At 45.7% G+C, this 13363-nt stretch carries 11 protein-coding genes and 1 riboswitch; of the genes, 1 reads left to right on the top strand and 10 read right to left on the bottom strand.

Annotated features, from left to right (window positions below):
• Positions 1-36: 36 nt before the first annotated feature.
• From ACINK7_RS09695 to ACINK7_RS09660, 8 genes are all read right to left on the bottom strand, one after another.
• Positions 37-2535, bottom strand: coding sequence for a PA14 domain-containing protein (locus ACINK7_RS09695; RefSeq protein ID WP_404361155.1), 2499 nt, complete (start codon positions 2533-2535; stop codon positions 37-39).
• Positions 2536-2593: 58 nt separating this feature from the next.
• Positions 2594-3157, bottom strand: coding sequence for a class I SAM-dependent methyltransferase (locus tag ACINK7_RS09690; RefSeq protein ID WP_404361154.1), 564 nt, complete (start codon positions 3155-3157; stop codon positions 2594-2596).
• Positions 3158-3324: 167 nt separating this feature from the next.
• Complete coding sequence (locus ACINK7_RS09685) at positions 3325-4092, bottom strand: WecB/TagA/CpsF family glycosyltransferase (RefSeq protein WP_404361153.1); 768 nt, start codon at positions 4090-4092, stop codon at positions 3325-3327.
• Entirely contained in the window at positions 4085-4840 is a 756-nt protein-coding gene (locus ACINK7_RS09680) for a CpsD/CapB family tyrosine-protein kinase (RefSeq protein ID WP_404361152.1), read from the bottom strand. Before ACINK7_RS09680 ends, ACINK7_RS09685 begins: the two co-directional genes overlap by 8 nt.
• 132 nt (positions 4841-4972) lie before the next feature.
• Positions 4973-6718, bottom strand: coding sequence for a GumC family protein (locus ACINK7_RS09675; protein ID WP_404361151.1), 1746 nt, complete (start codon positions 6716-6718; stop codon positions 4973-4975).
• 20 nt (positions 6719-6738) lie between these two features.
• Complete coding sequence (locus tag ACINK7_RS09670) at positions 6739-7920, bottom strand: hypothetical protein (protein WP_404361150.1); 1182 nt, start codon at positions 7918-7920, stop codon at positions 6739-6741.
• 72 nt (positions 7921-7992) lie between these two features.
• A complete protein-coding gene (locus ACINK7_RS09665) occupies positions 7993-8577 on the bottom strand; it encodes a polysaccharide biosynthesis/export family protein (protein ID WP_404361149.1) in 585 nt (194 codons plus the stop codon).
• A gap of 777 nt (positions 8578-9354) precedes the next feature.
• Positions 9355-10845: an undecaprenyl-phosphate glucose phosphotransferase gene (locus ACINK7_RS09660; RefSeq protein ID WP_404361148.1), complete on the bottom strand. Its 1491-nt coding sequence runs from the start codon at positions 10843-10845 to the stop codon at positions 9355-9357.
• A 37-nt stretch (positions 10846-10882) separates the two neighbouring features.
• Between ACINK7_RS09660 and ACINK7_RS09655 the strand changes: the two genes are divergently transcribed.
• Positions 10883-11161 carry a hypothetical protein gene (locus ACINK7_RS09655; RefSeq protein WP_404361147.1) on the top strand — a complete coding sequence of 93 codons (279 nt, stop codon included), beginning with the start codon at positions 10883-10885 and terminating at the stop codon, positions 11159-11161.
• 204 nt (positions 11162-11365) lie between these two features.
• Here ACINK7_RS09655 and ACINK7_RS09650 read toward each other — a convergent pair whose 3' ends face one another.
• Positions 11366-12085 carry a hypothetical protein gene (locus ACINK7_RS09650; RefSeq protein WP_404361146.1) on the bottom strand — a complete coding sequence of 240 codons (720 nt, stop codon included), beginning with the start codon at positions 12083-12085 and terminating at the stop codon, positions 11366-11368.
• Between the two features lie 162 nt (positions 12086-12247).
• The gene (locus ACINK7_RS09645) at positions 12248-13012 is read right to left on the bottom strand and encodes a hypothetical protein (RefSeq protein WP_404361145.1); all 765 of its coding nucleotides are present in this window, start codon (positions 13010-13012) and stop codon (positions 12248-12250) included.
• A 95-nt stretch (positions 13013-13107) separates the two neighbouring features.
• A riboswitch (cyclic di-GMP riboswitch) is annotated at positions 13108-13189 on the bottom strand.
• Positions 13190-13363 lie beyond the last annotated feature (174 nt).

Below are 13363 nucleotides of genomic sequence, written 5' to 3'. Positions count from 1 at the left end.
AACACAAGAAGCCAAATATTCAATTTTGGCGCTTCTCTAAGGGGCTGTAACATAGTCATTAATTGCCTTATATTTTGGTGCTGTTGCTGGGTCTTGATAAGTTGATTGTAACAACCCCCAATAGCCAAATTTTCCATATCTGCTGATATCCGTGTATTGATTCATCACCCCTACCGAACTAACACCGTACTCTTGAAAAATTTTGTTCCAATGATTCAATAAAACCGCATATACATCCTTCATTCGTGGGTCTTTGTTGATCTGAGCCACTTTTGCGACCAACTCAGCATTATTTTGAGGCGCCAGCAAATGTGTCCCGGCTTCGTAGCCGACTAGTTGTAAACCCCGTGCTTTTGATTCTTTAAGTATATTTCTTACCACACCTGGGTTTTTACTATCACCAAAGAAGGCATTTATGTTATCGACCTGGATATCGAAAGATTCATTCAGACTGAAACTTTCCAATGGGTGTGTTTTTGTATCCACACTAAAGTAAGGCGTCATAGACCAAGCATCGGCAAATTTGTAAGCCGGGTTTCCCTTTGTAGGCCAACCATTATTCGGCATTTTCCAATCCATAACCATTTTGGCCCGGTCCAGCCAAGCGGTTTGGGACGTAAGCACTCGTACCAACCGACTTTGTTTTCTATTCTCCCTAAGATCCTGCTCTCCAAATACCTGGTTAAATATTTTGAATATTTCCACAGCTCGATAAGCATGCCATGCATCGGCTGGGACCCAGGTACCTACTAACCCCAGTTGTCTGGCTTTCGCTTCCGAGTAGTTATAACCGGGGAAAGCAAAATTCCAGGTTTCATTTGAATACTCTATGTAGCACTTCAGGGTTGGTTTCAGCGAAGTTTTAATTAATAAAGCTAGTTGTTCGACAAAATTGTCGTCGGCCGCAGTAGGTATAGTAATCCAGGGGTCAGCATCAAGCGTGTTAGCCAATTTGATCATGGTTTCAAAAGCTACGCCTTTGTCAGATGCCTGAGTCAATGTATTCGGTAATGCTCGTTCCGCCCATGTCCTGTTCAAAAAATCGAAGAGGTTTACTATCGGCTGCCTTCCTGTTTTCGATGTTTCTATCGGTGTTTTCAAATATAGCGTGCGAGTAGATCCATCGTATCGATCAATAAAAACCCTGGGCCAATTGCTATCCACATTGATCAAGGCCACTGCACCTGCGAACGCTTCATCATCGGCTGGTGCAGAATCTGGCAGAGTTATAGTATTCGACGTATGAGCTATTGCAGGCGAATAGTAAAGTGATTGGTTAATACTGACCTTACCCCAATCCATGAAACGCAGCACTTGAAATGGCTTTAGCAGTGCTAGCCATTTTTCATTAAAGGGCTGATCTTTGAATGTTGCTTCATCATCAATATGCACAATATGCATGTCCCGAATGAGATCATTCCATTGCATAGCGGTCACTTCGACCTCAATACCATTATGTGGTTTAATGACGTCAAATTCGATACGGCCATCATTTTTATAAACGACATTTTTAGCATCCCAACCCAATTTAATCGTGCCGCGTCCCTGATAAAGCAAAACATAATGGCCGGGCTGATATGGCGGTGTCCCGGCAGGCCAGAATTCATCTTCAATGATATGAAACACGCTCCAAATCCTGAACACACACCCATTTGGTATTTCACTTGGATAACCTTCTAGATTAAAAGTTGGTTGCACTAAACAACGTTCATTTGATGACGGCTTGAATACCCCTATATGTCCACTTTGCATCAAAAGATCTTTAAAAGGCACAGTGGAGCTCCAATAATTGAAGCCAGAAAGGTTAATACCAAGCGGTGCTTTGTTTGTTTTTTTAGTCTGAGTTAATTTCTCATTAGGAAGTGGTGATTTTACGGTTGATGACATATTTTTGGCTACATTGGGTGTCGATGTAGCCGCAGTTCGCGTTGGCGTGCTGATCTCTGGTGTTTCTGCTGCGTTAGCAACGACTGTTGGCACGCTTTTAGTTGCTATGGCGGGCGCAATGGTAGAGATTGTCGAAGGTATTGTAGTCTGTCTCCAGTTGACGAGCAGGCTGGCATTTCCAGTCGCTTCAAAATATTCAACTTCAATTAGATGCCTACCGGCAATTTGATTGACCACGGTACGATATTCCGTTCCTGCTGCGTCTTGCCAATGATCAAGAATCAGCTTACCGTCAATAAAAATTCGAACGCCATCATCGGCAGTGGCACGAAATTCGTGGGGACCATCCTTAAAGTCGAATTGACCTCGCCAACGGGCAGAAAAATTATTATGCGGTATGCGACGCGCTGGACTCCGATTCTTCCAGTTATATTTAATAAAAGGGGCTTTTCGCGTAACCAATGGCTTGGTATTAAAATTCTTGCCATTGTAAAAATCGACACAGAAACGTCCTACCGGGGCATCGCAGGCAGATGCTGAGGATAATGGCATCATGAAAAGAATGAGAATGGCAAGCATCCATAGTTTTGAAGCGAATGACTTTACAAAATCTATTTCAGAGTCGTTGATGCTAAAGACTTTATTCATATTCGTAATCTCATTTTGCTTCCGGATTTAATACTGCATAAGTACAGATCGGCAGTTTTTATTTTTTTACATATGCAATGGTGGATTTTGGAAAAAGCATCCACTCGGTTTTTAGGCTACAGCCCGGAAAAAGCTGCCTTAATTGCCGGTTTGTTAATACAGTAGTATTCGCTACCATCTCAGTCCATGCCGGTAACTTTTTAGACCATCTCGCCAAGAAGAACTGTTGCAGTTTTTTCGGATATATCCACCAAAAAGGCATGCCGCAGTGCGCTTCAATTGGAAAATAAATGCTAGGCGTTTGTATCCAATAGTTATCCGATAAACGCTGCACTTCGGCAGCAAATTGCCGTTGCTTTTCATGATTTCCAATGTGCTCAATCACGCTATTGGAAAAAACCAGATCGAAATCTCCTTTTTTAAAATAAGGCAAGCTGCATGCATCGCCATCTCGATAGGTAATAGTGTGATGCGTAGGATGGTCTGTTTTGGCGACGCCTGGTAGATTGACACACGTTATCGAAAGAGCTGCTGTTACCGAATCCCAAATAGCCGGTTGGCCGCCAAGGTCCAGTATTTTCATACCCTCAGTTGGTTTGAAAATCTTTTCAAATTCCGCCATTCGCCTTCTTCTCAATAGATTAGAGAACGGGCCTAATAACACTGTAAATATTCGAAATCTTAAATATTTAAGCATGTATCCTCACAAAGTAATTACCAGCCTATCGTTCCAATGCTTGGGATGTGAATAATTACTTTCTATTTGCATTTCTATTTTTCAAAACCTACTCAAGTTGGGTTTTTGTTTATGAATTCGCGTAATACCAATCTTGGAAAAACTTTGGCATCATGCCAATAGCGACCGGCCAAGCGCTTTGGTTCGCTTAACATTCTGTGCAGCCATTCCAAACCCAACGTGCGTAAAAACTTTGGCGCACGCATCTTCTCGCCTGCGAGAAAATCGATTGTCGCACCTATGCATAGCGCCACCTTTACCTGTAATTGGTCTTGCATGGCGTGCACCCAAATTTCTTGCTTCGGTGCGCCAAGGCCGATAAGCAAAACATCCGGCTTGGCTTGATTGATCATGTCGAGCACTTGCCGGTTTTCCGCAGATTGCGCATTAAAACCCATCGGAGGGCTGTAACAACCTACAACGGTTACCCACGGCCAGCGTTTTGATATAGTCTCTGCAGCTCTAACCGCGACCCCTTCTGCCGCACCCAATAAAAACACGCGCAACCCAGGTTTTGCTTTTGCAGCATCAAACAACGCCGGGCAAAAATCGCTACCGGGCACTAATGCCGGTAACGATTTACCGAGCAGACGAGACGCCCACAATACCGGTTTCCCGTCTACGGTAACCATGGCGGCATCTCGGTAGGCTGCACGTAAGGCCTGATCCTTTTGAAATTTGACCACATGGTCAACATTAGGTGTTACCAAATAGCGGCAACGATAATCGGGCTCTTCCCTCCATAGCAACACCTTGGCAACCGCTTCCGGCATGGTCAAAGCATCGAAATCGATACCGAACATTTTCAGCCGCTTATGCATTCTTGACCCCCAAGCCATATCGATATCGGGGAAACACCGCTCCTTTCACCTTGTTCAATAAGGTGCCGGCTAGATTGGTTTCGCCTAAAATTGCCAGCGATCGCTGCACTTCTTCCGGACTGGACTTGCCGTCTTCCACTACCAGTAATGCAGCATCGAAATGCGGCATGAATAACAGGGCGTCGTCGGAGCTCAATAGTGGTGGCAGGTCAAACAAAACAATGCGAGACTGGTAGCGACTTTTGAGTTCTTCGACCAAGGCTGTCATTTTAGGCAAGGACAACAACTCCGAAGACACGGAGGTGGTATGCTTACCGGGCAGTACAACTAAACGTTCGAAACCCGGGTTTACTAGCAAGTCTTCGACCGGAACATCAGTTTGCAGATAATCCAGCAGCCCTTTTTCTATATCCAAACCGTAATACCAAGCGACTTGCGGATTACGCAGATCTGCATCGACCACCAATACGGTTTGATTGACTTCCATCGCCAATGCGATAGCGAGATTCGCGGTAACAAAGGTTTTGCCGCATTCGGCGGTCGGTGCTACCACAGCTAGACTGGTCCAATTGTTCTCACGCAATTGTTTTAATACTTGCGTGCGCAGCAAGCGAAACACGTCGGCATGCGGATCGTTTCGTAAGCCCATAATCAAGCGCCGTTCCCGCATCACATCCGGGCTTACCGCAACACTGCGAGTACGGGTGTATTTAATGGAAGAAAATGCGTGTTGTTGGGTTTTAGTCAAAACAAGTTCCTGTTTAGTAAATATTCAATCTCCCTCTTTGAAAAAGAGGGGTTAGGGGAAATTATTTATTTACCCCCTTTTTTCAAAGTCTGAAGCCAATTTAAAAATCCATCCTTAACCGCCAACTCATTCTCATAGCCGCCCTAATTTCGCTAGTCCGATCATCCAAATCATCTCCAACGGCATGACAAAAAAATGGGTAGCCAAGACCATCAGCACCGCTACAAGCAAAACAATCAACCAGATCAGTTTTTTTTGTTTTTGTCGGCGCGTGATATCCTGCGGCGTGTCTATGTAGGGTATGACCACGATAGGCGGCATGCCCGTCACCCGCTCTAAGCCTTTAGCGCCGCGTATGACTTCGTTTAATATTTCCAGAAAAATAGTCAGGCCAAAACCAAAAGCCAGCCCTGCTCCCAGCCCCAGGGCGATAATTTTTTTGCGGTTAGGCTTATCGGGTTTATCGGGCGCAATCGGCGGTTCGATTAGAGTAAAGGCTTCGCCTTTTTGCTCTTCTTCCAGGGTTTGCGCCAACCTAGCCTCCCTGTGTTTGGCTTCTATTTCGGCGTATTTTTCCAAACTGATCTGTCGCTGCCTAAGCATTTCCAGATAGTCCTTCTCTACTATCGGCGTTCTATCGATGTTTTCTTGCAGTTCTTTTATGTTTTGTTCTAGCTCGACTCTTCTGCTCAGCAAATACTCCAGTTCGTTTTGCGTCGCACGCAGTTGATTGTTTAAATTGATGTACAGCGAATTGCCTTGCTGTGTATCCAGTTCTGAAATAATCGTCTGACTGGCGGCTTCTTTTTCATTTTGCTTAAGTTTTTCAACCCGCTTTTGCTGTTTGACAACATCGGGATGGCCGTCTGCATACTTGTCTTGCAGCAAAATCAACTCCCGTTCCGCTTGCTTCAATTCTTCCGTCACATCCAGGTCGCTGGATTCGCCGGTAAAGCTGGGGTCGAGATTTAGAATTTGTCGCTTTACCCGCACGGCATCCGGGTGCTTGTCTGTATAGAGCGAGCTAATATGAATGTACTGCGATTTCAACAGTCTGATCTGCTCGTCTTTACTCATCGGTTTGCCGGCTTGTGCCGCGGGCACCTCGTCTTTGGCTTGGCGCAAGGAATCGGTCAAATACACGATTCTGTCCTTGGCGATACGAATGTCGCCTTCGGTTTGCCTTTGCGATTCTTTTGCTCTATCTAAAGCAGCTAGGTTAGTTTGCAGCATTTCAGGCAGACTTTTAGCGTACTTTTCCTTATAGTCCATGATTTTCGTTTCAAACAGGCCAATCTCGGCTTTCAGCTTATCGGCCTCGGCGCCTAGAAACTCAGTAGTCTTGGCCGCACGCTGCGCTCTTGCCCGGGTATTTTCGTCCAAAAACAGGCTGACCAGTTCGTTAGCGACTGCCTGAGCCAATAACGGACTCCGATCGCTAAAGGCTATGGTAAAAGCAATTGTCGCCTTGCCGCCGCCGCGTTGCGGGTCGAGCACATTAGCGGAAATGGTTTCGATTTCGGCATCTTCCATAAAGCGCTTGACCAGTTCGCTGGATACCAGTTTGTCGCGATCATCCAGATATACTTTATGCTTCTCGATTACGGACAATATGCGATCCCGCGTCATTACCCGCTGTTTGATTAACTGAATACGCTTGTCGGCAAAATCGGTAATGGTGGACTCGATCATGCTGCGAGGAATTTGTTGATCCTCGATCAAGATAGTAGCGGCCGAACGATACACCGGAGGCAACTTCATCGCTAATACAAAGCCAAGAAACCCGACTAGTAAAAATGATATTAGAATCAGCCATTTGCGTCGATTAAGCGCCTCAAGGTATTCGGCAATGCTCTTGACGTTTTCTTCTTCTTCCATAGGTATTTATTCAAGTTGACCTAGCGCGAGTCGCGCAAGCCGTCCCAGTTATAGTTAAGGTGAATCATGATGGCGTTGGAGTCGCGCACTCCGGACAGAAACGAGCTAATCTGCGCGCCGCCGGCGGCTAAGTCTTGCATTTGGTAGCGATAACTAGCAGTAAGACGCCATTCTCGCGCGAATTTCCAAGCCAGTTCTGCCGAAGCATTGTAGAAACTTAGCTTTTGCTCTAGCTGCGTTTGGCTTTGTCCGACCGCTTGGTTTTCGGAATAATTTCCACTGGCTTTGAATGATAACTCGCGGCTGATTTCGTAGCCGTATTGCATTCCGAATGAACTGACATCCTGAATTTGTCCGAAAGCACTGGGGCTTACAGAACGGGAAAAATTGACCGCGTAAGTACCAAACTTACCTTTGTAATTGATGGCGACGTTAAAGGTTTCCCCGAATAGGAGACCGCCGCTACCACCCGAAGCGGATGCGCCGGGCGATTGCACCCAACGTCCGCCGGCGCCGGCATTAATGCTCCACTTACGTGTTATGGCATATTGACCGCCTAGTTGACCGCCGAAAACAATTTGACTGGATGTGCCTCGATTAAATGCATTGCCGGAACTGCTGAATTCCGAATGCGAGAAAAATATGCTGGCATTGGAAGAAAAGCGCCGGGTCCATTCGTGTAACTCCGACAAGTTGACGCTGTAACTTGTGTTATCGCGAAAATTGTTGCTGATCTCATTGTTGTTGCCGGTACCAAAATCGTTGAAGCTGGTTTGCGAGTAGCTTGGACTCAGACTCAAGCGGTCTAGCTGCGTTACTTGCCAACTCCAGTTCGGCGACAGATTTAAACTTTCGGACTGGTTATTCGGCACTAATATGCCGGTGTCGCTAGCTTGTTGTGCATAACTACAGATTTGGGAATAACCGGCGTTTAGCGAGAAGACGTGTCGCCGTTGCGTATAACTTTGATCCGCACCTAAGGTAAAGTTGTCGCAATTCCATTGTGCGTCATCGTAACGGCGAATATCGCCACTACCGCTGATACCCACTTTCATCAAGGCTGTGTTCCACTCTGCTTTAACGCTGGGTCGCAATAAATAACCGAAAGCAGGCGTTTTGTCGACGCGCAGGCCGATGTTATCGTTGTACTCGAACCCTTGATCCAAAGCCCCCGTAATTTTCCACTGATCTGCAGTAGCCATGCGCATTAGACCAAGCCCAAACAAAACGACAAGCCACACTCTCCCATCACTGAGCATCTGTAATTTGCAGTATTAAGGGACAATGATGGTGTCGCCGCTTTGAAGCCGAATATTGGCCTCCAAATTGTCACCGTCCTCTACGTCGCCATAGCGAAACTTGATAGATAAAGATTGCCCGCTCGAATCTTTACGCAGTATATGCACATCGTTTTTTGCGGCATAAGGGGTTAACCCACCCGCCATGCTAAGCGCCTGCATCACATCCAAGTCTTTGATCATCATGTATGGACCGGGGCGAGCAACCTCTCCGATAACGAATATGGTATTGCCTTCTACGGTCATCAAAGAAACCGTAACTTCCGGCCCGGGTATATACACTTCAAGCCGTTCGCGCAGAAGCGTCTGCAGTTGATCTATGGTTTTGCCCGCGGCGGGTATAGTACCGACTATGGGAAAAGAAAATGTACCATCCGGTGACACCATCACTTCAGCGCGCAAGTTTTCTTCCTGCCAGACATCAATTCTGAGATTATCACCTGCATTGATTAGATAACTACTATCCGCAACCGCAACTGACCCGACGAATACGCTAAACAGACACAAAAACGTAGCCGACCAGTTTCGAATTGAACCCGGTAAAACAAATAAACGATTCACTATTGACCTAAATACTTTCAAACAATTAATTCTTTAATAGCTGCCAAACGGCTAGATTTTGCGACCGTTTTAGGTAGCGTGAATAGTGCTCTTCCACCATGACTGTCAATCCATTCATACCAAACGGATATGTCGTTGATGTTGTTTTACTCAAACACCATGCCCATTTCTGTTTTAAAGAGCCGGGATTACCTAAAACGAACTCCAACAACAAATAACCAGCGACACACTTTCTTTTTTATCCTAAGAGTTAAGCAAAATTGAGGCCATATATATTTACTTTTGTTTATTCAACGTTTTTTAGAACTCTAAGCTAAATTCAAAACCGCTTTAAATATGGGATATGCCACGCACTGCGTGATATGCCACACTCTTTTAGCAAATCTTGCGATTTGAAACTTTGTTGGCACAATTTCTGGCCATACCATCGCAAATCTAAATTCGGCACCCGGGTCCCGTCAAAGGCACAGCGCCTAGATTCCATAGCAGATTGACTATGTTTTACTATCTTGGATAATTTAGCTATTGGGTTCACAGCGTCCTGACCGGCGAGTAATCGCCCCTTATCTAACACGAAGGCACTTTCATATTACGGAGTGAAAAGCTTCTTCATAATCGCGTTAGGTTCGCGCACCTCAACAAAGGCGCGATGTAAGCTTTAGTCGTGCATTTTTATCGGTAAACCGCGAGTCACCGAAAAGTCTTGCATGTAACATCGCCACCTACTCCCAGACAAGACAGGTGCTGAATTTAACTCAAATCGATCGCTATCAACGCTCAGTATGCATCGGGATCTCTAAACACCTGAAAAATTGTTAACAAAATCACCTTTAGATCTAATAGCAAACTCCAGCTTTGGATATAGCGCAAATCATAGGCTACGCGACTCTCCATTTTCCCAATCGTATCGGTTTCGCCTCGACAACCGCTGACTTGAGCCAAGCCAGTGATACCGGGCTTAACTTTATGTCGTAACATATATTGCGATATTTCCTTGCGATAGAACTCGTTGTGCGCGACCGCATGCGGCCTGGGACCTACAATGGACATGCAGCCCTGCAAGACGTTAACAAACTGAGGTAATTCATCCAAGGAATAGCGGCGTAAGAAAGCGCCGTAGGGCTTGATTCTCGGATCGTTGCGTGTTGCCTGCGTAACCGTCGGACCATTCTCGCACACCGTCATAGTACGAAACTTCCAAACATCGATAGGCGAACTATCCACACCGTAACGTCGTTGCCGAAAAATAACAGGCCCCGGCGAGCTAAGTTTTACCCCGATCGCGATAAAAAGCATCGGTAGCGCAATCAGGCACAAAATCAACGTGGATAATACAATATCCTCTGCCCGCTTCAACATGCCATCCATTGGCTCCTGGTCGAAAGGTGAGCCGTATACGCTGAAGCAAGGAATGCCTTGCAACATCACGCAACGCGAACTAACCAAATTAAACGCAAACAGATCGGGCACATAAAATACTGTAGCGGTTGTATCACCTAATTTCTCCAATATGTCGCGTACGCGGATTTCAGCCGCCATCGGCAAGGTAACGAATATGGCTTCAAGTTTTCCCGACCGGGCATCCTCGTATAAACAATCTAGATCTCCTCGCCATTTTTCCGGATCGCAGGACAACCGTCTATTACTTTCCAATTTCCGATCGTCATAGTAACCAGAAAATCGGTAGCCCAAACCCGGCATATTGGAAAAAGTACCCTCCAAACGCTGCCCGAGCGCATTAGCACCCACAACGCCCACCGACAAGGAATGACATTCGGCTGGCGAGGCAACGCGGGTCAAATAATGATAGGCTGCGTGAAAAACCGCTAGTAACAACAGCGAAATAGTCGACCAAATACCGATCGCCAACCGGGATGCATCGCTTGCGGTTTTGGAAAAAAACAGCAAAGTGGCTACGGCTACCAAAGTTAACAACCAGGAGCCGGCAATACGAAATAGCTGATGAGCGAACCCGGCTCCGCGCCAGTTGTAGTAAACCTCGTTATATTCCGCGAAAAATTGATAAAGCAATAAACCGCTAAAGCCGTAGGTGAGATATATATCGTTCCAATCGTATTCACCCGGCCAAATTAAGTTAAGTGACAGCATCGCCAGCCATAAAGAGGTCAAAACTATGCAGCTATCAATGACACGAACAAGCGCTTGTTGCTTAGTCAAATGCGGACGCACAAAGGCCGATGTATAGCTTGGCTTGACGGCAGCTATACGAGCCAATTCGATTTTCTCTGATGACAGTGGACTCGACATGTAAGGGTGTTTCTCTCTAAAACTCAATGCACTAGGAATGAAGGGACAAGCATTGCAAAGCTTGATCAGGGCTGGCAAAGATTGCTCAAATACAGCCAAGTTAAGCCAAAACGCCACGGACACCGCGGCATTAGTAAATTACAGCAATATATATGTCATTAAAATCGCGCCAAAAATCATGCTTCAAGAAAACATCTTCCCGGTAAAACTACGTATATCCGACACCATGCGTTTCGCTCGCTCCCAAACATCTTGCTTAGGAATGCGGTATGAAATACTCCAGCTTTTGGCAACCGGTAAGCAACAACAGATGTGAAGGACTTCCTAAACCGGAATTTGGGAAATAGCGGAGGGGATCTGAATACTTTCCTCTAATCTTTAATAAACCATAAACGGCTATTCGATCCAGAAACACAGGCTTCAATAACGCCTTACTAAGTTGGTCAAATAAATCAACTCCCAAACCTCTTCCATTTTTCTTAATAAATCGCATTCCAATACACAATATATTTTTAAACGATTATGCCGCAAACAACTCGCGTTTACGGTTAAACCTCATCAGCCCCATCACAGCGCTACCAAACAGCCAAACTGCGGACGGAAGTGGTACAGCAGTGATCTCCAGCGACAAAGGATATGCCCCCATAGACCCGAATGGAATATTTTGACCCAAACTATTCGTTGCCGGACTATGCCCGGTCATACAGAACTCACCCATCATCCCCCCCGCAGTACAGTCACCATAAACCATACTTTGAACTATGCCTGCCATTGTCGTTTTATCAAACGAAAATGTGAAATAGGCATTGCTATTGATAACCTCGGTATTAGATTCAAAAAAAGGTGTGCCATATCGAAAAACATCTCCGCTCTGATAGCCTCCACCATAAAAAACATCCGTGCTATTTTTTAAAAAAACACTAGCAGTTACGATATCCCCTTCAGTGCTTTGCGCTAATTGGTAATTAAGATGCAACAGTGGAAAACTCTTTTTAAAATCCGGATTAACATCATCCACCTCATACATGGATGAATTCATTGCCCCATGTAGGTTGGACACAACCGATCCATCCCAGTCAAAGCTGCCAACAAAATTTGTATTGTTGGGTTGGGTCGCGGGCTCGTATAACACCCCTGTTACCTTATAGGTTACAACAGAAGCAAAAGATGAAGACCCCATAATAGCGACCATCAACAACAGCACCTTAATAACCATTGACAATATCTTGTTTTCATTCATATTTTTTCTCTTATTAACGTGAGCTTCTACTCAATAAGCTTCCAAAATCGATACAAACATCCTTGTTCAAATTCTTCCCTGCTAACCTTTACCAAGTAACCAACACATTTTCCTCATAAAACTGATTACCTAAATCCGGCTAGAACAAGCTTGCCATAAAGATTATGCAGGCAATACAGACTTACGACGATTTGCACCGAACAAGCTCACCAAAGCGCCACCGAACAACCAGGCAGCAGCCGGAACGGGAACGGCGGCAACCTCCGAGATCTCCAAGGATAATGGTGCACCGCCCATAGAGCCTCCACCGAGGAATGCAGTCATACCCATTGGACCGGTCAGCATAGGCCCCATCATGCCCAAAGCAGTCATGTCACCGTAGACCATTTGGCCTACAGTTGCCGAAGTATCAGTTATGCTTGTGGAATCAAACACCAAGGTAAAAAAAGCGTTGTCATTTCGCTGGTTACCATCAAAAGTGCCATAGGCCATTGGATTACCTATCACTTCATAACCGCCCCCATTCACAACATCAGTGCTATTTTGCAAAAATGTACTGACTGTCACTAAGTTGCCGGAAGTACTGCTAGCCAGTTGATTGGTCAAATGCAGCAACGGCGCTTCGTTATCGGCATATCCACCGGGCTTGGCCCACACTTCATCCGTGTAACCGGCTGCATTCATACCACCAGCGGCGGTCCCGTTCGAATCGAACTCGGTTCCATTCCAAGCAAACATGGATTCAGACAGAAAACCCGAGAAATTGCTAACAGTAGAGCCGTCCCAGTCGAAGTTACCATCGAATACGGTTACTTCCTGAACCCCACCGTCAGTAAATACTGCAGACACATTGTAAGTGGCGGCCTGTGCCATAGAAGCGCTTGCTGCCAATATCAGGGATGCAGCCATTTTGGTTTTTAGATTCATAAATCAACTCCTTCAAAAATAATTAAATTAATGTTCGGGCGATACAACCAAGACACCCGGTATTGCAACCGGCGCACTAGCTCTCCATCGCCCACAGAGGCGGCCCGGCTATCTGGCTTCACTCCAGACCCCTAGGCTTTCCGACCCCGCCTCACGGCGGCTGTGGCAATTGTAATTAGGACATCCTGCCCTACCAGCAATACATCCTTAATGCCTGACGCTTATTTCCTTTTATCTAACGCAAATACCATTTCGTTCTAATCAGACTCTGGTTCAGTAAACAGCTCCTTCAAGACCTCATCCAGGGCTGTCAAAAAAATGCTTCCGCATTCTTTTTTTAATATTGCATAT

It is taken from the genome of Methylotuvimicrobium sp. KM1 (genome assembly GCF_044788715.1).
In the GTDB taxonomy this organism is placed as follows: domain Bacteria; phylum Pseudomonadota; class Gammaproteobacteria; order Methylococcales; family Methylomonadaceae; genus Methylotuvimicrobium.
Note: the sequence above shows the minus strand (reverse complement) of the source record. Positions and strands in the feature narration are given on the sequence as shown.

Bases quoted from the DNA above. Each gene is read 5' to 3' on its own strand.
- ACINK7_RS09695 (WP_404361155.1), bottom strand. From the start codon at position 2,535: ATGAATAAAGTCTTTAGCATCAACGACTCTGAAATAGATTTTGTAAAG.
- ACINK7_RS09690 (WP_404361154.1), bottom strand. From the start codon at position 3,157: ATGGCGGAATTTGAAAAGATTTTCAAACCAACTGAGGGTATGAAAATA.
- ACINK7_RS09685 (WP_404361153.1), bottom strand. From the start codon at position 4,092: ATGCATAAGCGGCTGAAAATGTTCGGTATCGATTTCGATGCTTTGACC.
- ACINK7_RS09675 (WP_404361151.1), bottom strand. From the start codon at position 6,718: ATGGAAGAAGAAGAAAACGTCAAGAGCATTGCCGAATACCTTGAGGCG.
- ACINK7_RS09670 (WP_404361150.1), bottom strand. From the start codon at position 7,920: ATGGCTACTGCAGATCAGTGGAAAATTACGGGGGCTTTGGATCAAGGG.
- ACINK7_RS09660 (WP_404361148.1), bottom strand. From the start codon at position 10,845: ATGTCGAGTCCACTGTCATCAGAGAAAATCGAATTGGCTCGTATAGCT.
- ACINK7_RS09655 (WP_404361147.1), top strand. From the start codon at position 10,883: ATGAAGGGACAAGCATTGCAAAGCTTGATCAGGGCTGGCAAAGATTGC.
- ACINK7_RS09650 (WP_404361146.1), bottom strand. From the start codon at position 12,085: ATGAATGAAAACAAGATATTGTCAATGGTTATTAAGGTGCTGTTGTTG.
- ACINK7_RS09645 (WP_404361145.1), bottom strand. From the start codon at position 13,012: ATGAATCTAAAAACCAAAATGGCTGCATCCCTGATATTGGCAGCAAGC.